Annotated in this window: 23 protein-coding genes and 1 tRNA gene; 15 read left to right on the top strand and 9 right to left on the bottom strand. The window is 57.0% G+C overall.

What is annotated here, in order from left to right; genetic code table 11:
* Positions 1 to 270: 270 nt before the first annotated feature.
* Positions 271 to 984 (bottom strand): SDR family oxidoreductase, encoded by a 714-nt coding sequence (locus HK28_RS10135; protein WP_086644457.1) that lies wholly within the window; start codon positions 982 to 984, stop codon positions 271 to 273.
* Between the two features lie 127 nt (positions 985 to 1,111).
* Here HK28_RS10135 and HK28_RS10130 point away from each other — a divergent pair, with 127 nt between their 5' ends.
* Together HK28_RS10130 and HK28_RS10125 are read left to right on the top strand one after the other, a co-directional pair.
* Positions 1,112 to 2,020, top strand: a complete 909-nt coding sequence (locus HK28_RS10130) for a LysR family transcriptional regulator (RefSeq protein WP_086644456.1) — start codon at positions 1,112 to 1,114, stop codon at positions 2,018 to 2,020.
* 208 nt (positions 2,021 to 2,228) lie between these two features.
* Positions 2,229 to 3,251, top strand: a complete 1,023-nt coding sequence (locus HK28_RS10125) for a 2OG-Fe(II) oxygenase (RefSeq protein WP_086644455.1) — start codon at positions 2,229 to 2,231, stop codon at positions 3,249 to 3,251.
* Between the two features lie 184 nt (positions 3,252 to 3,435).
* On the opposite strand, the gene HK28_RS10120 is transcribed toward HK28_RS10125, so the two are convergent.
* Positions 3,436 to 4,008, bottom strand: coding sequence for a TetR/AcrR family transcriptional regulator (locus tag HK28_RS10120; protein WP_233140477.1), 573 nt, complete (start codon positions 4,006 to 4,008; stop codon positions 3,436 to 3,438).
* A 74-nt stretch (positions 4,009 to 4,082) separates the two neighbouring features.
* On the opposite strand from HK28_RS10120, the gene HK28_RS10115 reads away from it, so the two are divergent.
* Positions 4,083 to 4,928: an oxidoreductase gene (locus HK28_RS10115; RefSeq protein WP_086644453.1), complete on the top strand. Its 846-nt coding sequence runs from the start codon at positions 4,083 to 4,085 to the stop codon at positions 4,926 to 4,928.
* 555 nt (positions 4,929 to 5,483) lie between these two features.
* Here the strand turns inward: HK28_RS10115 and HK28_RS10110 are convergent.
* Positions 5,484 to 6,731 (bottom strand): 2-hydroxycarboxylate transporter family protein, encoded by a 1,248-nt coding sequence (locus HK28_RS10110; RefSeq protein ID WP_158093448.1) that lies wholly within the window; start codon positions 6,729 to 6,731, stop codon positions 5,484 to 5,486.
* A 133-nt stretch (positions 6,732 to 6,864) separates the two neighbouring features.
* The gene (locus HK28_RS10105; RefSeq protein WP_086644451.1) at positions 6,865 to 7,575 is read right to left on the bottom strand and encodes an RraA family protein; all 711 of its coding nucleotides are present in this window, start codon (positions 7,573 to 7,575) and stop codon (positions 6,865 to 6,867) included.
* Between the two features lie 105 nt (positions 7,576 to 7,680).
* Here HK28_RS10105 and HK28_RS10100 point away from each other — a divergent pair, with 105 nt between their 5' ends.
* Positions 7,681 to 8,589 (top strand): LysR family transcriptional regulator, encoded by a 909-nt coding sequence (locus tag HK28_RS10100; RefSeq protein WP_086644450.1) that lies wholly within the window; start codon positions 7,681 to 7,683, stop codon positions 8,587 to 8,589.
* Between the two features lie 105 nt (positions 8,590 to 8,694).
* Here the strand turns inward: HK28_RS10100 and HK28_RS10095 are convergent.
* Positions 8,695 to 8,783 (bottom strand) — tRNA-Ser (locus HK28_RS10095).
* Positions 8,784 to 9,021: 238 nt separating this feature from the next.
* Between HK28_RS10095 and rplU the strand changes: the two genes are divergently transcribed.
* The 4 genes from rplU (at position 9,022) to proB (ending at position 11,951) form a co-directional block, all read left to right on the top strand.
* Positions 9,022 to 9,336, top strand: a complete 315-nt coding sequence (gene rplU / locus HK28_RS10090) for a 50S ribosomal protein L21 (RefSeq protein ID WP_026396639.1) — start codon at positions 9,022 to 9,024, stop codon at positions 9,334 to 9,336.
* Between the two features lie 52 nt (positions 9,337 to 9,388).
* Positions 9,389 to 9,658 (top strand): 50S ribosomal protein L27, encoded by a 270-nt coding sequence (rpmA, locus tag HK28_RS10085; protein WP_026396640.1) that lies wholly within the window; start codon positions 9,389 to 9,391, stop codon positions 9,656 to 9,658.
* A gap of 122 nt (positions 9,659 to 9,780) precedes the next feature.
* Positions 9,781 to 10,803 carry a GTPase ObgE gene (gene obgE / locus HK28_RS10080; RefSeq protein ID WP_086644449.1) on the top strand — a complete coding sequence of 341 codons (1,023 nt, stop codon included), beginning with the start codon at positions 9,781 to 9,783 and terminating at the stop codon, positions 10,801 to 10,803.
* Positions 10,800 to 11,951, top strand: a complete 1,152-nt coding sequence (gene proB, locus HK28_RS10075) for a glutamate 5-kinase (RefSeq protein WP_086644448.1) — start codon at positions 10,800 to 10,802, stop codon at positions 11,949 to 11,951. Before obgE ends, proB begins: the two co-directional genes overlap by 4 nt.
* Before the next feature lie 64 nt (positions 11,952 to 12,015).
* On the opposite strand, the gene HK28_RS10070 is transcribed toward proB, so the two are convergent.
* The 4 genes from HK28_RS10070 to HK28_RS10055 form a co-directional block, all read right to left on the bottom strand.
* Positions 12,016 to 12,645 carry an acyltransferase family protein gene (locus HK28_RS10070; protein ID WP_369823642.1) on the bottom strand — a complete coding sequence of 210 codons (630 nt, stop codon included), beginning with the start codon at positions 12,643 to 12,645 and terminating at the stop codon, positions 12,016 to 12,018.
* Positions 12,567 to 13,043, bottom strand: coding sequence for an acyltransferase (locus HK28_RS14510; RefSeq protein WP_086644446.1), 477 nt, complete (start codon positions 13,041 to 13,043; stop codon positions 12,567 to 12,569). Before HK28_RS14510 ends, HK28_RS10070 begins: the two co-directional genes overlap by 79 nt.
* Positions 13,044 to 13,585: 542 nt before the next feature.
* Positions 13,586 to 14,452 (bottom strand): hypothetical protein, encoded by an 867-nt coding sequence (locus HK28_RS10060; protein ID WP_086644445.1) that lies wholly within the window; start codon positions 14,450 to 14,452, stop codon positions 13,586 to 13,588.
* Positions 14,453 to 14,647: 195 nt separating this feature from the next.
* Positions 14,648 to 14,920, bottom strand: coding sequence for a DUF2312 domain-containing protein (locus HK28_RS10055; RefSeq protein ID WP_026396645.1), 273 nt, complete (start codon positions 14,918 to 14,920; stop codon positions 14,648 to 14,650).
* Positions 14,921 to 15,386: 466 nt separating this feature from the next.
* On the opposite strand from HK28_RS10055, the gene zwf reads away from it, so the two are divergent.
* From zwf to HK28_RS10020, 7 genes are all read left to right on the top strand, one after another.
* Positions 15,387 to 16,844 carry a glucose-6-phosphate dehydrogenase gene (gene zwf, locus HK28_RS10050; RefSeq protein ID WP_086644465.1) on the top strand — a complete coding sequence of 486 codons (1,458 nt, stop codon included), beginning with the start codon at positions 15,387 to 15,389 and terminating at the stop codon, positions 16,842 to 16,844.
* Positions 16,844 to 17,335, top strand: a complete 492-nt coding sequence (locus HK28_RS10045; protein ID WP_233140476.1) for a hypothetical protein — start codon at positions 16,844 to 16,846, stop codon at positions 17,333 to 17,335. Before zwf ends, HK28_RS10045 begins: the two co-directional genes overlap by 1 nt.
* Before the next feature lie 51 nt (positions 17,336 to 17,386).
* A complete protein-coding gene (petA, locus tag HK28_RS10040) occupies positions 17,387 to 18,025 on the top strand; it encodes a ubiquinol-cytochrome c reductase iron-sulfur subunit (RefSeq protein ID WP_086644444.1) in 639 nt (212 codons plus the stop codon).
* Between the two features lie 90 nt (positions 18,026 to 18,115).
* Complete coding sequence (locus HK28_RS10035; RefSeq protein ID WP_143217397.1) at positions 18,116 to 18,508, top strand: hypothetical protein; 393 nt, start codon at positions 18,116 to 18,118, stop codon at positions 18,506 to 18,508.
* Positions 18,509 to 18,763: 255 nt separating this feature from the next.
* Positions 18,764 to 18,928: a hypothetical protein gene (locus HK28_RS13815; protein WP_158093446.1), complete on the top strand. Its 165-nt coding sequence runs from the start codon at positions 18,764 to 18,766 to the stop codon at positions 18,926 to 18,928.
* Positions 18,929 to 18,982: 54 nt separating this feature from the next.
* Entirely contained in the window at positions 18,983 to 20,581 is a 1,599-nt protein-coding gene (locus tag HK28_RS10025) for a flavin monoamine oxidase family protein (RefSeq protein WP_233140475.1), read from the top strand.
* Complete coding sequence (locus HK28_RS10020; protein WP_086644440.1) at positions 20,581 to 20,997, top strand: cytochrome c; 417 nt, start codon at positions 20,581 to 20,583, stop codon at positions 20,995 to 20,997. The genes HK28_RS10025 and HK28_RS10020 overlap by 1 nt, the downstream gene beginning before the upstream one ends.
* Positions 20,998 to 21,156 lie beyond the last annotated feature (159 nt).

The following is a 21,156-nucleotide window of genomic DNA, read 5'->3' as shown; positions in this document are numbered from 1 at the left end:
CGCCGCATCCTTCATCTTCTATCTCAAAGAATGAGTCCTGAGCCTAATTCTCACCAGTCAGTTTCATCGCCATATCGAACAGACTGCAGGATCGCTCACGCTTTTCTTGCAGAATATCTTCAGAGACGATCTCCTGATCGTCATTTGCGGGTAGCAATGATTCACAATCTCGCCTTTAAAAACAATTTCAAATTATCTTGAATTTGAAATTGTTTTTTAAAAGCATTTCGCTTCATATTACATCATGTTTGCACAAGCCACGACACGCGCTCACCACGGCACGCCCTTTCCATTACGATCAATGAAGCGCAAACCCGGCTCACCCAGCTGTCCGATTAACGTATCAACCAATTTCGGAACAGTTTCCTCGATACCAAAAGGCGCTTCCGGACCTCCAAGTTCGGTGCGTATCCAACCCGGCGCCATCAGCACAAGTGCGCGCTGGCCGGAAGCATGCCGGGCGGCGTAGCTGCGCATACACTGATTTAACGCTGCTTTGCTTCCTCGATAAATCTCTCGACCACCTTTTACATTATTAGAAATACTTCCCTGCCCCGACGACATGACTCCAATCAATCCAGCGGGACGCACCAGATCCTGAAGCCCCTCGATCACGCGCATGACGCCAAGCGTGTTGGTAAGCATGACGCGCACGAATTCGTCCGTCGAGACTTCTGCGATTGTCTCAGCCTGATTGCGGTTGGATGTGCCAGAGTTGACGAACAGCATGTCGAAGACCTGCCCCGAAAGCCTGCGGCTTAAAGATGATATCTGGGCGGGGTCGGTAATATCGAGGGCTTCTATCGTCACCTGAGTGGGGTACCGGTCAGCGAGGTCGTGCAATCCTGTAATTCCGTCTCCGCGCACAGTTCCGACAATACTCCAGCCTCTAGCTGCGAATTCGGACGCCATAGCCAAACCAAGGCCGCGTGAGGCGCCGATCAAAAGAAGAGTTCCAGGTCGATCGCCGCGTGCCGTTGTCATGTCGAGCTTCCTTCTGTCCTGCCACCCCAATGTGGACCTCTTCATGGCAAGCGCCAGACGCACGAGATGCAAACTATGATTGCATGGAACGCTATGCCGATCCGGCTGGCGCGCTTATCCTTCACCCATGACAAAGACCATTGATCTGAACCTGCTTCACGCCCTCGACGTTTTGTTGACCGAACGCAGCGTCACGGCTGCGGCCAGACGCCTCGGCCTGAGTCCATCAGCGACAAGTCGGACACTGGCGCGCCTGCGCGTCGCCACGGGCGACGCCCTGCTGGTGCAGGCAGGGCGTTCGCTCGTGACGACACCCTATGCGGAGCAATTGGCGGAACGCGTCCACATTCTAGCGCAGGAAACGCGCACAGTGCTTACGCCCGCTCTGGGCCACGTGGAGCCAGCGTTACTGAACCGCACGTTCAGGATCCGCGCCAACGAAGGGTTCGTCACATTGTTCGCCCCCGCGCTCGTCGCGGAAATTGCCAAAGCCGCCCCCCTTGTTCGCCTCTGCTTCGTTCCCAAGCCCGACAAGAACGCAACACCCTTGCGCGACGGAACGATCGATCTCGAAATCGGAACGACGGGCGCGTCCGCTCCGGAAATGAAGAGTCAACTTATCTTCCGCGATCGCTTCATTGGCGTTGCATGCAAGAATCACCCACTGCTCGGAAAACCGGTTACGCCGCAGCTATACGCCGCATGCAGGCACGTCGTCGCTTCACGCCGAGGCGCATCGAAAGGTCCGGTGGACGACGCTCTCCGGGATTTAGGCCTACGTCGCGAGGTCGTAGCGATCGTACCAAGCTTTCTCGATGCGTTGAACATCGCGCGCAACTCCGACCTGATTGCACTCGTGCCGAGTTCGAGCCTCGACACACAGACCAACAGGGCTAACAGCCTGCAGCAGTTCGAACTCCCCGTATCAACGCCGGAACTTGCGATTAGCGCCATGTGGCATCCGCGCCTCGACAGCGACCCGGGCCATCGCTGGTTGCGCCAGAAACTCATGGCGACATGCAAAACGTCTTCATAGACGACGCTGGCAGTTACCGACTTCAAGCGGCATTCCATCATTTGAATTCATTTTGAAACAAGGAATAATCGCGATTCATTGCGCACTTATTCCTTGATCAAAATACCTATTTTCCAACTCATCTTGCTCTCAACATGATATCAAGAGACAACGTAACAGCGCGTATTACGCAAACGATAGCGTCACGCTCGGGGAGGCGTTCGGTCGGATGAACACTTTGCAAAAGGGAGATCCCCTGCCCTGGCTCGCTCCGTTATGCGCGCACACAGGAGCGCCATTTCGTATAGAAGCCTCAGGCGGTCGCTTTTCATTTTTCTGTTTTCCCAGATTGCAAGGGCAGACGACGACTGCAGACGACAACGCCCTGATAGACGCGGTCAGGACATTGTCTGTGCAGTTAGACGGCGTCGCCCGCCTGCTCTTCGTTGTGCTGCCCAGCGGAAACGACACACTCAACGCTAAACTTCGTGCGTCAGGGGACGCCGTGCGAGTTCTTCTGGATGACGATCTTGCCCTGCACCATGCTTTCGGCGTTTCGAAAAAACGGTCAAACAGCCTGTGGTTCGTCGCCAACCCGCGCCTGAAGTTGCTCTACGCCCAGGCACTCTCGGACGATATGGCCGGCGCACGCACGATGGTGGAACTGGCTCGATACCTGCCGCCAGATATGTCACATTACAACCGCCAGACGCCGCCCCCGGCGTTGCTTATGGAAAGCGTGATTGAACCTTCCCTGTGTCAGGAGTTGATCGAAGCTCACCTTCTGGGCGATCGCTACGCCTCCCCCGCACAAACAGAAATAGGCGGACAAGCGACGCACGACTATGACAACACCCGCAAGAGCCGCACTGATTCAGAGATTCCCGAACGTCTTCGCAACCTGGTCACCAAACGTCTGGCCGCGCGCGTGGCGCCGGAACTAAAGCGCGCCTATCAGTTCGATATGCACGGAATCGAAAGGCTGGTCGTCGCGTGCTACGATGCCGCCACTGGTGGTCGTTTCGATCCTCACCGAGATAACACGCTGACGCATACACGTGACAGAAAATTTGCAATCTCTATAAATTTAAACGACGAATATGAAGGTGGATATATCGGATTTCCGGAATACACGGGCACACTGTACCGCCCACCCGCAACGGGAGCGATCGCATTTTCCTGCTCTCTCATGCACGTCGTGACGCCTATCACAAAAGGCCGACGATTCGCTCTCCTCCTGTTTTTAACATGAAAGTTTTTTGTCCAATAATAAATAAATTCAACCCTCTCAAACGCGACCATGCTCAGGTAGGTCACCACACTCTGCCGGACACTACGCTGAGATACGCAACAGAGACGCCTTAGATGCCGCAGCTACATGGCATCGCGTTACCCACGCAGCAGGTCTCAAAAAGCTCACGTTCAGCGCAGAACGATCAATGCAATCCTTTCAACAAGGCTTCGGCTGTCTCCCGCGCGTGCAACCTCAACATGTCGTCAGACATTTCGCCAGCAGTCCAGAAGGACAACACGCCGCGAAACCCGAAAGCAAGATGACCAGCAAGCCGACTCAACGCCTCTGGCTGGCCTGTTATCGACAGTCCGGCGCCGGCGCCAAGCGCCTGCTTCCAGAGCGTCGCTGACTGTACCCACACATCTCCGGCTGCCGGCCCGGCCGCACCGAGCCATCCCATGACGGTCCGATTGACGGCCGGGGATTCCAGCATGACAGCAACCGCCGTGTCGACGGCCAGCAAAACGCGCTCATCCGCGCTCATATCTACGGGCGCTTCGGCGAGCAGCGTCCGCATCGCGGCGATCCTTCTCGCGGAAAGAGCATGCATAATCGCCGCTTTACTGCCGAATTGGTTGAACGGCGTGGCGAAACTGACCTCTGCGCGGGACGCAAGATCACGCATCGAGAAATCAGCTTTGCCGTCCCGAAGCAGGCCTTCAGCTGCGTCAAGCACGTGTTGCCGTTTCGCATCCGCCCGCTTGCTGCCGGACACGCTTTGGGTCTTGCTACCTGCCATGGTTCATACTTATATCATGATATAGTTTTGTCTCCATATGGAGTTAGATCGTGACAGCAACCACCGCCAGAACTTTTCTCATCACGGGCGTCAGTTCCGGCCTTGGCAGAGCGTTCGCTGAAGCGGCTCTTCGGGCCGGACATCAGGTTATAGGGACCGTGCGCAAGGATGGGGACGCCGAAGCGTTTTCCGCTCTCGCCCCCGATCGCGCTTATCCTCTTGTGCTGGACGTGACGCGCTTCGACGCCATTCCGCAGGCTGTGGCTGATGCGGAACGTAAGGCGGGTCCAATCGACGTGCTTGTTAACAACGCCGGGTATGGACAGGAAGGCGCGCTGGAAGAATCGTCGATGGATGACGTGCAACGCCAGTTCGCCGCAAACGTGTTTGGACCCATCGCCATGATCAAGGCGGTGTTGCCCGGCATGCGCTCCCGACGCAAGGGGCACATCGTCAACGTGACCTCGATGGGCGGTTTCATCACCATGCCGGGGCTGAGTTTTTACTGCGGCAGCAAGTTCGCCCTTGAAGGCGTTTCCGAAGCGTTGAGCAAGGAAGTCGCTGGTCTGGGCATAAAAGTGACGGCGCTGGCGCCCGGTCAGTTCCGCACCGACTGGGCAGGACGCTCCATGGATCGAGCCGCCCGAAGCATCGCGGATTATGACGATGTCATGGACCCTTTGCGCTCCGCACGTATTGCCAAAAGCGGACGCCAGCCCGGAGATCCGGCGAAGGCGGCAGAGGCTTTGTTGACGTTGGTAGAAGCGCCTAATCCTCCGACGCGCCTCTTCCTTGGAGAAGACGCCCTGTCGCTTGTGGAAAGAAAACTCGAAAACATGAAAGATGAGATGACCGAGTGGGACGCCCTCTCACGGTCCACCAACTTTACGTCATAAGCGCTCTTGCAAAAGCGAGGTCGCGAATGTGTGGAAAAAGACGATCAGGCGTCAGGCTACGATGAAACTAACCAAGTATGTTCCCTGCTCGGTTATCCTCGGCGATATGCCGATGTATCATCATCGAATATCCAGCCTCATGACACAACGAGATCCAATGAAAATCCCGCTTCTCGGCGATTGGTCGTGGAAAAACGAGTGAACTGAACTACTGCACCTAGCCGGCGGCATCAAACAAAAGAGATAGGGCAGCACAAAGCCCGTTCGCCCGGATCGCCGGCCCCCAATCGGATACGTTCAACCTACTCAATGGTGTACGCACCCCGGGAGATCATCTGACCTCCACCGTGAATCGTGGCTATCTGCGCCTGCCCTGACGCGAATTCTTCAACGCTTTTCCGCTTAGATTACGGTAGATGAAAAAGCTCCGGAAGATTATTGAAGCCGCGCTCGCGCATGCGCTCCGCCACCTACCACAACTGTCTTCGAAACCATCATACCGAAGCGCAGCTCACAGCGGTGAGTCGCGCTTCGCGTAAAACATTGTAAAGAAGGTCAATTTAACCAGGAAAAAACCAAAAGCGCCGCGGTAACAGTAACAAATCCGCCAATTTTTGTAGACACCTGCGCGCTGGCCATCAAGGACAGCCTCTGCCCTGCGCTCAGAATGGCGACGTCGCCTGCTCCTCCAGAACTGGCGTGACACGTCATGATCATGGAAGCTTCGATCGGGTACATCCGAAAGTACCGTGCCATCGCAAAACCCGCTCCCGCCAAAGTAACAACGGTGCATGCGACCGTGGTGCAGATGGCCGGCGAAACTGCCGCCACAAGCGGTTTCCAGGGCGTCAGCACTACGCCGATACAAAACATCAACGGATAAGTGCAGGCGGTTGCAAAAAAACGATAAACCCAGTGAGCGCCTTGCTCCATGCCGCTGGGTATCAGCTTCGTAACTTTAAGAACGACGGCGAGAAAGAGCATGATCAAAGGTGCAGGGAACTTGAGGACGTGATCAAGAGCGGATGATACCGCATACAGAGTGACAAGGGCCAAACCAGCCGTCGCGACGCTCGCCGGATCAGAGAGCAATACAGCACGACGCTCCGGATCCAGAACCCGACTTTCAAAATTTGCGACAAGAAGTTGTCCATTTCCCGAAAGAGCGGGTTTTTTTTCACCGATAGAATTCAACAGGCCGGCTATTACGACTGCGCAGATATTGGCCATGGCGACGATTGGAAGCAGCCCTCCTATTATGTCGCTTTCAGACCCATGCGTTATAGCCGCATATCCGATGGCAAGCGGCACCGCTCCCTCGCCAACGCCCCCGGCCATGGTTGGCACAAGGATAAAAAACAACACGTGCCGTGCGTCCATCCCAAACGCCAGCCCCACGATCATGCCAACTGCACCAGCCGCGACAGAAGCGATGGCAAGCGGGGTCAGTATCTTCAACATGTTCGCCAGCAGAGTCTTTCGGTCCATCGCGAAGATGCTGCCAACAACCACTGCCGTAACGAAAAGATAAAGAAAATTGCTCTGTTTGTAGAAAACGCCGATCGCCTTTTCGAGCGCGTGCGGGAGAAGACCGTAAAACACCATCGCGGACGGAAGGAAAGTGTTCAGGATCACCGCTCCCCCGATAGATCGCAAGCCGGGAACACGATGCCCGATCTCCGCGAGGGGATAGGAGCACACGGCCAGTACAACCGCCATAATACACAGATCGCTGGATATCGCGCCCCGGATGATGAAAACAACCACGCATACAGCGGCGATTAAAAAAACTGAAAGTGGCATGATGACGACCCGAAAGTTCGCCACGCGCCGCCAGAAAGGCATCGTTTCAAGTGATGATTCTTCGATATGTACTTTATTTTTTAGCATTTTTTATCTTTTATTTTTTATTTATAATGACTAATTTACGCGCGTATCATATAGTCAGGCCCTTACTACGCAGCAACGCATTGATGCGATCGGCATTTCCGCCTTCTCTAGCATTTGTCTCACGAATGGCGGCCTCCCGCTCAAGATGGGCCTGCACCTTGGGCATCAAGCCAAACAGTTCATCCGCTGGGATTGCGAGAATTCCGTCAGCATCGCCCAAAATCAGATCACCCGGCTGCACCACCAGTCCCCCACAACTGATCGGGATGTTGACCGCGCCCGGGCCATCCTTGCTGGGCCCGCGATGGGTATGACCGCGCGCGAAACACGGCATGCCCCCTTCTTGCCATTCGAGTAGATCACGAACTGCGCCATCCACGATGAACCCGCCGAGTTTACGTGCGATCGCAGTAGTACGCATCAAGCCGCCGACAATCGCCTGCTCCACTGACCCGCCTGCGTCAATCACGATAACGTCGCCCGGACTCGCCATAAGCATGGCTTTATGAATCACGAGATTATCGCCCGGACGGGTGCGGACAGTGATAGCGCGCCCACACATCACCGTTGCAAGATCAGGATGGTACTGTCGCAGACCGGTCGCACCTATGCTCCGTCCCATGCAATCTCCCGCCACCGCGACCGGGATTGTACGCCACGCATCGATAACCTCGTCCGCAATCGGCGCCCCATTAGGGAGGATGCGCCAGCCGGGCGGCCAGCCAGCTTGCTGGTCAAGAGATGGTAAAATGTCCATGGGCCCCTGCACTGCATTTCATCGAAAAGCTGGCGCAGGATAGGCGCCACGTTTACAAAACATCTATTCAATAATTTTCTGCAATCAATTACCCAGAGTTATAAGATGAACGTCGACTCCCGAGACTTGCGCTACTTTGAGGTAATCGCGGAGCTGGGGCATCTGCGCCTCGCAGCCGAACAATTGCACCTCAGCCAGCCGGCGCTTAGCAAATGCGTCAGGCGGCTCGAGAGCGCCGTCGGAGCGCGGCTCTTCGAGCGTGAAGGACGGGGCATAAGACTGACCGCCGTTGGGGACGCGCTTCTACAGCAAGCGCGTCGGCTCAATCTAATGGCCACCAACGCATTGCGCGAAATTCAGGAATTCGCGGCAGGCGGCGCAGGCGTTCTCAGGATTGGCTGTGGCCCCGTCATGTCGGAATTAATGCTGCCTGCAGTTTGCGAAATTCTCACTCGCAATATGCCGAACGTAAAAGTGACGATTACAGTCGGCATGAATTACATCCTGCGTGATGAGCTGCGGCACGGGAACATCGACGCTATCCTCGGACTCGTAACAGACGCAGACGAAGAATTCAGCAGCCACCCGCTGCTTACAGACACGGTCGTAATCGCCGCCACCCAGACGCACCGCCTTTTTCGACGCAAAAATGTCAGCATTGCAGATCTCGCAAACGAGCAATGGGTATTGCCGGTACAGCAGGTGGCCAGCCGCGTGTGGCTGGACGAACGATTTAAGACTTACGGACTGCCGCCCCCTAAAGCGCGCATGGAGGTCAACGCGACGCCATTATTGTTGCCAATGATCGCTCACAGCGGATTGGTCTGCTTTGTCTCCCGCCATATTCTGGCCCGGCAGCTACAGGCGCCCTATCTGAAAGAGCTGCCGATCGAAATGCTTACCATGCAAAGGAAGCTTGGCCTCACAACTGGGCGGACAGCGCTGCCTCCCGCCGTGTTGAGGTTTGTCAGTTTAATGGAGAGCGAGGCGCCGGATTTTGTCCACTCGCAGTAGGCGCACAGGACGACTTGTCGCCACGGCGACGAAGCCGCGACTGAACGCCCGGAATCGACCCGAAGGAGCGGTATGAACGCTCTATTTTAGCGATTTAAGTAAATTTGGCGGAGAAGGTGGGATTCGAACCCACGGTACCCATAAGGCACAACGGTTTTCGAGACCGCCCCAATCGACCACTCTGGCACCTCTCCGTCGCTTCCGGCGACGCGGTGGCGCTTACATATGCGTCTGCGTGATTGGAGACAAGACCCTTTTTTTCAGCCTCGTGATTCCGGTTGACGAAAGCGGCCTCCAGCGCTTAAAAGCCCACTCCGCTCAAAGAAGGCGGAGCCAGCCGTGACGCACGGCCAACGAGAAAAAGCGACTGGACCGATCGCCTGCGCCAACACGCCGCGAGACGTCGATTGATCGAGAAGAGACGAGTTTATTATGTTCGCAGTCATCCGCACAGGCGGCAAACAGTATCGCGTAACGCCGAACGCCGTGCTCAAGGTCGAGAAGCTTGAGGTTGAGGCTGGCGCCACCGTGACGTTCGAAGACGTCCTCGCTGTCGGCGGCGAAGCCGGCACGACGATCGGCGCTCCCCTTGTCCCCGGCGCCAAAGTGACGGCCACCGTCATCGCTCAGGACCGCCTTGCGAAGATCATCATCTTCAAGAAGCGCCGCCGCCAGAACAGCCGCCGCAAGAACGGACACCGCCAGCCGGTCACCGTCCTGCGCATCAGCGAGATCGTCGCGGCCTGATCTCCTCCCAAGGAGGATCGAGCAGAGCCAGCATCAGTAAGGAGCAAAGTTCATGGCACAAAAGAAAGCAGGCGGTTCGTCACGTAACGGACGCGATAGCGCCGGCCGCCGCCTCGGCGTCAAGAAGTTCGGCGGAGAGGCCGTTATCGCCGGAAACATCATCGTCCGCCAGCGTGGCACGAAGATGAAGCCGGGCACCAACGTTGGCGTCGGCCGCGATCACACTCTGTTCGCCCTTGTCGACGGCGCAGTGCGCTTCTCGCGTCGCGGCGACGATCGCGTTCATGTGTCGGTCGAGGCTCTTCCGCTCGCCGCAGAGTGATTGGTCCTATGCGGGTATGAAACCCGCATACGGATCAGCGACCAGACTAGTGACAGGGGTCGATCCGCATGGGTCGACCCCTTTTGCATCCGCCATTTGCGGCGAGATGCCGGAAGACGGTGATGAAGTTTCTCGATCAAGCCAAGATTTACGTTCGGTCCGGTGATGGCGGCGACGGCGTCACCGCGTTCAGACGCGAGAAATACATCGAATTCGGCGGCCCCGACGGCGGCAACGGCGGACGTGGCGGCGACATCATTTTCGAAGCCGTCGCCAATCTCAACACGCTGATCGACTTTCGCTACACGCAGCATTTCCGCGCGAAAAAGGGCGGCAATGGAGCCGGATCAGACCGCACCGGCGCAGCCGCGCCCGCAGTCGTCATTCAGGTGCCCGTCGGCACGCAGATCATGGACGACGACCGCGAGACCCTGCTCGCCGACCTGGACAAACCCGGCAAGCGCGTAACGCTCTGCACCGGCGGCGACGGCGGTTTTGGCAACGCGAACTACAAGACCAGCACCAACCGCGCCCCGAGACGCTCCGACAAAGGATGGCCGGGCGAAGAACGTTGGGTATGGCTGCGCCTCAAGCTGATCGCCGACGTTGGCCTCGTCGGCCTTCCCAACGCCGGCAAGTCGACTTTTCTTGCAGCGACGTCCGCCGCGCGCCCCAAGATCGCCGATTATCCTTTCACCACGCTGCACCCCCAGCTCGGCGTCGTGCGCCTGTCGATGACCGAGGAGTTCGTGATCGCCGACATCCCCGGCCTGATCGAAGGCGCGCACGAAGGAACCGGCCTCGGCGATCGCTTCCTGGGGCATGTGGAACGCTGCGCGGCGCTTCTGCACCTGATCGATGGCGCGGCGGGTGACGTGGTGGACGCGTGGCGCACCATTCGCAACGAGCTCGAGGCTTATGGCGGCGGGCTGGCCGAAAAACCCGAAGTCATCGCGCTAAACAAGTGCGACGCCATGACGCCGCAACAGATTTCCGGGCGCAAACGGGCGCTGGAGCGCGCGAGCGGCGCAAAGGTGATGGTGATTTCAGGCGTTTCGCGGCAGGGCGTGCCCGAACTTCTGCGTGATCTGTTTACAAACGTTCAGAATGCGCGCGCAGAACGCGACGCCGAAGAGGCGGAATGAGCGTCACCGGTGACGCTGGGGCGGATGATGCGCGACGTCCCAGCCTCAGCGCCGCAAAACGCGTCGTTGTAAAGATCGGCAGCGCCCTCGTCGTCGATCCTGACCGCGCCGCGCCGCGCACCGGTTGGCTCGCCAGCGTCGCCGACGATGTCGCCGCTCTGCGCGCGGCTGGAACCGAAGTCGTTCTCGTCTCGTCCGGAGCCATCGCCCTCGCCCGTCATTCGCTGGGACTAACTCGACCCGCGTTACGATTGCAGGAAAAACAGGCCGCCGCAGCCGTTGGCCAGATCCGTCTGGCGCAGGCATGGAGCGCCGTACTCTCTGAGCGCGGTCTAACCGCCGCACAATTGTTGCTCACCCCCGACGATACCGAAGATCGCCGCCGTTATCTCAACGCGCGCGCGACGCTGGACACCTTGCTCGGTCTGGGCTGCGTACCTGTCATCAACGAAAACGACACCATAGCAACGGCGGAAATCAGATTCGGCGACAACGACCGGCTGGCCGCGCGCGTCGCACAAATGATCAACGCAGATCAACTCATCCTGCTGTCTGACATTGACGGCCTCTACACGGCGGATCCTCGCGTCGATCCGAACGCTCGTCATTTGCCAACCATCGACGCCATCACCCCCGAGATCGACGCCATGGGCGGCGCGCCCCCGCCCGGTTATTCCTCAGGTGGTATGCGGACCAAGCTGTTAGCTGCGCGAATTGCCACCAACTCCGGCTGCGCCATGGCGATCGCTCTGGGCAAGCGTCAACACCCGTTGGCCGCGTTACGGGACGGTGCACGCTGCACATGGTTCCTTCCCGGCGCGGACAGCCGCTCCGCCCGAAAGCGTTGGATCGCGGGAGGACTGACTCCGTCCGGTCAACTGACGATCGACAACGGCGCAGTCCGCGCGCTGAATGAAGGCGGATCGTTGCTGCCGGTTGGCGTTAAAGCCGTTCAGGGCGAATTCAACCGTGGCGATCTTGTGCGCGTTCTAAGCCAGGACGGTTCAGAAATTGGCCGCGGCCTATGCTCGTATTCGGCGGAGGACGCACGAAGGATCGCCGGGAAACGGTCTGATGAATTTGAATCAATTCTGGGCTGGCAAGGCCGTGACGAACTCATCCACCGCGATGACCTGATCCTCGGCTGAGGTCAATCCGGAGGAGCTAAAGGGCTGTGCGGAGCCGCGTGCTCCGCTGTTACGCCTCAACGTCCTAACGACTGAGCAAGGGTATCGACGCTTCCCTGCGCTGGTGATCGAACTTTTTGTTCACCCATGCAGACACTGGAATATCGTAATATTTCATCGTCAGGAAAGCGACCATTACCGATAGAACAACCGCGAGGCCAACTGCGGCGAAGTTGTTTGTGTCGGGGATAACAAGAGCAATTACGTATAAGACCAGCCAGTGCGTTACGTAATTCGAATATGACAAACGGCCAAACCATTTGTCGCCATACACGATATGCTGGCCACGAGCGGAAACTCCGCATATGAGCGCCCACGGCGGCATCACATAAAAAGTAAATATTTTCCATAAAATCGACGAAAATGGTGGGAATATGATAACGATAATCACGAAAAACGAGAAGAAAGGTATGACCTTCGATGTCGGAATATACCTGCGTAGCCGGTATATAAGCACTCCGGCGAAGAAATCGTAAAACGTCCTCAGATAACCCCATATCGCGTGAGGTCCACCCCAACCAACGTTCAACTCATTAGTAAAATATGCAGAAATCGCGAACAGCACGCCGGAAATCGTCACGATGGCAGCGACGGTGCGGGTGCGACACCCGACAAACCACCGAGCCCAAATGAAGGTAATCGTCGTCTGATATATAATCGTAGATAACGGCGGATTCGAAATAACCGCATTGTCTTTTTTATATAATAATCCCCAAAAATCCTTGGTATAAGAAGAAGATTGAGCACTGCATACGCGAAGACAAAAGCGATCAATGGAAGACGAAAATCATGGTGCGTCAGGATAAAAAATACTGACCCCAAGAAAACACCCACCGACATCAACGGAAACAACCGCAGGAATCGATGCCGGACAAAATCTCGAAACGTTATGCGCTCACTTTCGAGTTTCGGTTCGTCGGCGTTAGTCGCCACAAACCCACCCAGCATGATAAAAAAATCGACTACGACATGCGTGTGATTGAGATATGGGTATGTCGTGAGATATTGAAAGCTGTGATGCAATATCACGCACAGAGAACATACAAATCTCATAAAATCGAGATATTAGTACTCTCTTTTTACTTTTTGGCTCATAACAACCCAATCGAATCGGATTTCGACTGTAATCGACCAGAGCTTTTGTATCAAAAAAAATTACCGTTAATATTAATAATTCATCGTATCTTTTTGTTTCTATTTAATCTAAATGTGCATTCAATCCGTTGCGTTTATTCCGAAATTATATCCAAATTTTACCCAGAGGTATTTTTTAGTATTTCACAAGATAAATTTCATAATAAAGTAATTATATAATATACTCAGAAATATAAAAGATAATTATATTATAATGAAGGTTAACTATATAAATATAGATCAAATTCCAAAGCACATATCAAGGATCGTCGCAACCCATCACCCCCAACGAGTAGGGTCGACTGCACTCCACTACTATGCAGACACAAGCGCGGGACCGTGACAATTCCACTGGAGCGCTGAATGCCCCCAAACGGAACGCATCCAACGCCCGCAATCAAAAATTCAGAACCATCGCCGTCACACAGCAGAACGCTATCACGCCCGCCTCAACGCGCGACCTATCTAGGTGCAGGCTCGTCGTTACGACGCGACGGCCAACGCAGAACAGGTTCCGAACGTCCACCTGGGGCAGAACGCTTGATCTCATCCCCTCCGCCGCCGAGCGGCGACCCGCTGGACAAACCACGCTGCGGCCCACCCGGCGGTTGTTCCTCATGCCACGGCATGCGCTTGTCTCCGCTGGAGACACGTAGCGGGTCAGCAGCGGCCGCGCCTCGAAATTCACCTCGAATTTCGCTCCGCAGCTGCGGCTCAGGCGGAAGCGTCACCCGCGCTTCGTAAGCATCGGTGGCGCGAACGACCTGAGACCCATCGGCACCGTCGCCCTGACTATCACGAGGAAGGGCATTCCCCAGATCGTCCGCCCGACTGGTTGGAAAGAAATTTACGTCGCGGCGTACATCCGAGGCGTCAACCACCTTCCCCACATCATGCGCGGCAGCACGCTGAGCAGCGGCGAGTGCGTTGACCGACGTCGCAGGATCGGGTCGCGGCGCAGGCGCCGCTTGCCTGACGTCAGAAGGAGCGTCCGGCAGAGAGCCGCCTGCTGGCGACGCAGGTCGAAATTCCGGCTGACGGAATTCCGGCTCAGGCTTTCCTCCGACATGAGCAGGCGGCGCCCATTCAACCGCACCGCCAACCGCTCCCGCGCGATCACGGGGGACCTCCCCCCCCGACAAGCGAGCCGCGATCACGCGAAGATCGCTCCGTACGTCCTCAAGCTGAAGCTCAATCTCGGCCAACCGCCCCTTCAGTCCGAGAACGGCGAACGGCATCAGCAGAAACGCGAGCACGAACACTGCGCCCACGACCAGAATGAGCAGTTGCGCCCAGAGAGGCAGCCATTCGGGAAGAACTGGAGACATAGAGGGGGAAAAGCTCCGACAAAACGCTTGATTGAGGAAAAGCTTCACGCGACGACGCTGGTCGATGGGAACGGCAGCCAATACTGGCAATCGCTGAACCGTCCAGCGCCGACGTCCGGCTAACCAATATCACATGCGCGCCGGTTTCACAGACAGGGGCTTGTCGCGCGTCAGAAGTCCTGACGGCGGTAGCACTCACATACCCAAAGCGCGACGGTAGATGTCGAGCAGTGTCTCCTGCTCCTCGATCTCCGAGGGCTCCTGCCGACGAAGGCGAATGATCTGACGAATCACCTTCACATCGAAACCGGCCGACTTGGCTTCGGTGAAAATGTCCTTGATATCTCCGGCAAGCGCCTTGCGCTCCTCTTCAAGGCGCTCCACCCGCTCGATGATGCTGCGAAGGCGATCTACCGCAATTCCGCCAACCGCTGCGTCTTCGCCGCCCGAACCCATATCGGTGTCCATCTCCGCATCACTCCATCTCTGTTGTTCGACGCCGAAGATGACGCCCTTACGCCGAAAGGCGGTCGCGCCATGACAGCGGCTTGTTCGAACGCCGCAAAACGACGAACGCGCGGCATTATCCCGGCGACCGTCCCGTGGTCAATCGACGAATTGCCCCGCTCCGCCGGATCAGACGCTCTAATTCTCCACCCGCCGTGATGGGCTGGCGTCAGGCGAATGATCGGATTATAGGGGGGCGCTCGCTCGCGCATCGCTTCCGATCGGAACGCGACGACGCGTACGGCGTTGAAAATCGACGTCCAACGTTCAGTCAAACAGCGGCAGGCCTATCGCCACCGGCGCCAACGCCCGGTCGCCGGCCGTTTTTCACCCAGAACGGAGTCCCCTGATGGTTGCATCTGCGCGCAACGGCCAGCCGTCCGAAATCGATCAGCCAACCGATGAGCCCCGCAATGCGCAGGCCGTCATGACACAGACCGATCCCTTCGACTTCGTCATCGTCGGCGCCACGGGCGACCTGACGATGCGGAAACTGCTTCCCGCATTCTACCAACGCTTCCGCTTGGGACAGGCACCGGAAGGCACCCAGATCATCGGCGTCGCGCGCTCGAAATTGTCTTCCGAGGAATACCGTGAACGCGGCGCCAAGGCGCTGAAGGAATTCGTCCCGAGCGATTCATATGACGCAGCGCAGGCTGAAGCGTTCTTGGAGCTCGTGCAATATGCATCGCTGGACGCTGCGGACAAGGACGCCGACTGGAGCACGCTGAAATCCCTTCTCGACGGCCATGAAGACCGCCCAAGGGTGTTCTACATCGCCACGGCTCCGAATCTCTATGTGTCGACGGCCGCCGCGTTTGCGGACAAGGAACTGATCTCTCCCCACACCAGGATCGTTCTGGAAAAGCCAATCGGCGTCGATCTCGCTTCGGCCGAAGAGATCAACACCGGCGTGGGCAGGTACTTCTCGGAAGAGCAGATTTTCCGTATCGATCACTATCTCGGAAAAACGACCGTTCAGAACGTTCTGGCTCTCCGTTTCGCCAACCCCATGCTCGAACGGTCATGGAACTCCGGCACGATTCTGAGCGTGCAGATAACCGCTGCTGAGACGGTCGGGGTCGGCGCGCGCGGCCCGTATTACGACACGTCCGGAGCCTTGCGCGACATGGTGCAGAACCACCTGTTGCAGGTTCTCAGCCTCGTCGCGATGGAGCCTCCCGCATCGCTGACAGCGGCGGACCTCCGCGATGAAAAACTCAAGGTTTTGCGCGCCCTGAAGCCTATGAGCCCGGAGGCCGTGGCCAAGGACACCGTACGTGCGCAATACGTCGCCGGTGAGATCGACGGAAAAGCCGTGGACGGATACCTCACCGACCTTGGCGACGATACAAGCACCACCGAAACTTTCCTCGCCATTCGGACCGAGGTGCGGACGCCGCGCTGGTTCGGCGTTCCTTTTTATCTGCGAACCGGCAAGCGCCTCGCCGAGAAGGCTACCGAGATCGTCATCACCTTCCGTCCCCAGCCCTGGCCAATCTTTCAGGACGCGCCGAAACCGAGCCGTTTGGTGCTTCGTGTACAGCCCCATGAAGGCGTTTCTCTGACACTCTCCAGCAAGGACCCATCCAAGGACGAATTCCGTCTGCGCGAGGCGACGCTCGACGTTTCCTACCCCGAGCAATTCCACACTCGTTACCCGGATTCATACGAAGAACTGCTGATGGACGCGGTTCAGGGCGATCCCGTCCTGTTCATCCGTCGTGACGAAGTGCAAGCCTCCTGGCGCTGGGTCGAACCGATCCTGGCTGGCTGGAAAGAAGACGCACGCGCTTTGGAAACATACAAGGCTGGGACCTGGGGACCTGATTCATCGAAGGACCTGCTCGCACGCGACGGGTCAAAATGGCTGGAAGATTTTTAATGGCGTTTCGCAAGACCTCCCCTCGCCCGGGCGACAAATCCACGAGCGGCCGCCCCGGCGTCGGTTTCGGTAAAAAACCGCGCACCCTGCGCCAGCATATCATCCGCAGGCTGATCATGGTCGTGCCCCTCAGTCTCGGCGCGATCTTTCTGGCGCGTAGCGGCATCCTCGACCGCATGGTCGACAGCTATACATTCCAGCCTACAAGCTGGTTCGACGATTCTGCTCTGGTCAGACATTTACGCAACATCGTCACGCATAACGGCATGACCGGGGACCGCCCGGACTGCCTGCTGTTCATCGTCGACGGCAATAGCCCGCCCGACGGCACGAAGATCGACGTGATGGAAAAACATTCCGGATCATGCCCGAATCCGGACAAGTCTCTGCCGAAGCTGTTCACCCTCAAGGTTGACCGCGTCGACCGGCAGGTCTTCTCCGATCAGGGCTCTCCGGGGACATTCCACCTCATCCCCAACGGCGCGAACTGAGGCACGTTCCTCGCTTGCGCCCGCCAAGGGCAACCGGATAACAAGGCGCACATGACCGGCTCCGCTCCCGGCGCCGCGGCGCCCTCCCCTCCGGAAAGCCCGCCGCGCAGAGATCTTCTGACGCTCGTGACGGCCTCCACCGTCGCGATCGGCGCAGGAGCACTGTGCTGGCCGTTTTTGGAAAGCCTCATCCCTGCTGACTCCAGCGTCGCCAGCGTCCCGGTCGACGTGGATCTGTCCACACTCGCCGTCGGGCAGCAGGTGACGGTGGTCTGGCGATCAAACCCGATATTCATCACGCGCCGCTCGCCGCAGGCGCTGGAGAAACTGAAAACGCCGGAGTTACGGGCACGCCTGCGCGACCCTGACTCACAAACGCTGCAACAGCCGCCCTACGCCACGAATTGGCACCGCTCTCTCTCTCCCGAATATGGCGTGCTCGTAGGCGTCTGCACCCATCTGGGCTGCGTCCCCGCTTATGCGTCGGGCGCCATGGACCCGATGCGACGCGGTTACGCATGCCCATGCCACGGTTCGAAATTCGATCTCGCGGGTCGCGTTTTCACCGGCGTTCCCGCGCCCTATAACTTGCCTGTTCCGCCGCATCGGATGCTTTCGCCCAACCACCTTCGGATCGGAGAAAATCCGCCCGGCGCCACATTCGATTTCTCCGATATCGTGCAAATCTGATCACCCGCACTGGACGAATTTTCCGACGTGGGGCAGAGCTGCAACAAAATGCGGATGTTCATACCGCTCATTTTCCGAGGAACGCTTTTGATGCGCCGCTCTCTCATCCTTCCCTCCCTCGCTCTCGGACTGGCCGTGAACGTAACCCACTCTCACGCCGCAGCGCCGAAACAGGAGACCAGCGTCGTCTACACGGCTCCGCAAACGGCAGGATCATGGGCGTCGATGGGCCTGCCCGCGATCACCGTCAGCGCAAACCGGGCGGCCGGGCCTGCAAGCCGTCTGCTTGTTCATCTTCCAGACTTCCTACGGAAGGGAGGCAAGGCTGACTACGCCCTCGCACCTGATGGCGCCAACGCATGGAAGACCAGCGAGGATGGACGCGTCGTGTCTTTCACATTGCAGTCCGAGAATTCCGCCGTCTTCAAAATGGATGGCGCAACGTCCAGCCAGCATATCGAACTACCGGTGTTCCGCTTCTAAAACGAGTGTCACCTGGAGTGCATCGTGCGACCGGATAACCACCCACCGTAAATATCGCCCCAGAAGCTTGGCGCAAGAGGCGACGCGTCATGTGCCAAGCAATCTCACGACACCAGTTATCAGCAACAAACCGCGTGCGCCCGCACGAACCCGCCGAGCAAATTTCCACTTATCATCCTTAGTGGATTGCGCGACCCGATCTCGGCATTTCACCTGACCAAAAGCAGTTCCATTGCCCCCGTGGGGCGCCGCGAAATGCTCCACAGCATCGAAACTTCCCAGCGGCGCAAGCCACACGTCGTCGTTCCCGAACTGGCCACTCGCCTCGATATCTGGCTCAAGTCGAGGCGATTGATCTTCGATGCTTTGGAGGAGTTTCGACGGCAGACTGGCTATGTGAACGTTGAGTCGGTTGATTGACTGTTGCGCGCAAATAATATTTTTTGTCAGCATGTTTCGGGGAGATGACTTTTCATGCCAGAGCACGAGACGGCCGCCACGCGGCGACAACTCCTGTCGCGAATAGGAGCAGTTGCTGGCGCCGGAGCCCTTTATCAGGCGATGACGAGCCTCGGTCATGCTGCGCCGAGTGATTTCGTCAACCCGCCCAAATTGTCTGGCGCTCGCCCGGGAACAAGCGTTCTGATCCTCGGGTCTGGTCTGGCAGGCATGGTCGCTGCCTATGAATTACAAAAAGCTGGCTACAAAGTTCAAATTCTTGAATATCAAAACCGGGCCGGCGGGCGAAATTTCTCCCTTCGCGGCGGAGACACCTTTGAGGAACTGGGCGGCGCCGTCCAACATGTAGGTTTTGCTCAAGGCAATTACTTTAATCCTGGCCCTTGGCGGATACCCTATCATCACCAGGCCGTCCTGCATTACTGCCGCACGCTGGGCGTCGCACTGGAACCTTTTGTTCAGGTCAACCACAACGCCTATGTGCATTCGAGCACGGCCTTCAGTGGCGCACCACAAAGGTATCGCGTAGTGGACGCCGACTACTCTGGTTATGTTTCAGAGCTTTTGGCAAAATCTGTAAATCAGCACGCTCTGGACAATGAAATCAGCGCCGATGAGCGAGAGCATATTCTGCAGTCTCTAAAAAGTTGCGGCATGCTTGACGCCTCCTATGCTTACAAGAAAAGCGATCTGACATCGATGCGTCGAGGCTACGAAAAGCCGCCCGGCGGCGGTCTGGACGGCCCGTCCGTCGCATCGACGCCGCTTTCCAGAGGAGATATTTTCAGCTCCGGGTTATGGCAGGCAATTTCCGTAAACTCGCTTCTCAATCATCAGACAAGCATGTTCCAGCCTGTTGGCGGCATGGATCAAATCGGAAAGGCGTTTCAAAAACAGCTGCAAAACGTCATTAATCTCCGATGCAAGGTCACCGCAATTCATCAGGATGATTCAGGCGTATCCGTTACGTACACTGACGACGCGCATGGAAGCGCCACTCGTGTAGCAAAGGCCGACTACTGTATTTGCACTATCCCACTGTCCATTTTGTCTCAACTTGACATTCAGGTGAGCGGCTCGATGCGCGCAGCAATCGCCGCCGTGCCTTATGCTCCAGCCATAAAAGTCGGGTTGGAATTTAACCGCAGATTCTGGGAGGAAGATGAACAGATATATGGAGGAATTTCGTTCACTGATCTTCCAATTACACAAATATCTTACCCAAGCACGAAATACTTTTCCAATGGCAAGGCCGTTCTTCTGGCAGCCTATCTGTGGGAAGACGTGCAGGCGTTTCGCTTTGCTGGCATGACGCCCGCCGAGCGGATCGAAGCATCGATAGCCTCAGGCGAAAAAATTCACAAACAATACCGCAAGGAATACTCATCCGGCGTCGCTGTCGCCTGGAGCCGCGTCCCTTGGGCTATGGGATGTTCTTCAATCTGGAGCGAGCAGCGCCGCAAAGATCACTATAAAAACCTGTGCACTATGGACAATCGTATTGTTCTTGCGGGCGAGCACGCTTCGTACATTGGTGGATGGCAGGAGGGATCCGTGCTTTCCTCCATCAACGCAATTGAGCAGCTGCACAAACGCGCTTCGGGAGTCGGCTAATGCACAAACTTGCTTTAATGTTGATCGCATTGGCCTGCCTTCCCAACGCCGCATGGGCGGACAGCGCGGATGCGATTACAACGAACAAACTGACAACCACTGACGGTCGCGTCCTGTATCAGACGCTATGCAAGGCATGCCATATGGCGGACGCAAAAGGAGCAGAGGGAGCAGCTCACTTTCCTGCATTAAGTGGAAACCCCAAACTTGCGTCGAGCAGTTATCCCGCTTACGTCGTCGCAAATGGGTTCGGCGGAATGCCTTGGTTCGCAGACAAACTTTCCGATAGTCAAATCGCAGCTATCGTGAATTACGTGCGCACACATTTCGGCAATCACTACACTGACGCCTTGAAGCCATCAGATGTGACGAAGGTTCGACCGTCGGAGGAGTCGATTAAACCGATTTTTGACTAAACGCGTCGACGTGACGAACGCAAGCATCCCTCTGACCGGTCATTCACGTGATCGGTGACAGCCTGCAATGGTGGCGCCCCGATATAATGTGGCCTGCAAATGACCTTACGCAGTCACTTATCCAGTGAATTTTCGGGGTGCTTACAACCTGTTTTTCAC

Origin of the sequence: Acetobacter sp. DsW_063, assembly GCF_002153745.1 — a bacterium.
In the GTDB taxonomy this organism is placed as follows: domain Bacteria; phylum Pseudomonadota; class Alphaproteobacteria; order Acetobacterales; family Acetobacteraceae; genus Acetobacter.
This window is presented reverse-complemented; position numbering and strand designations above follow the sequence as displayed.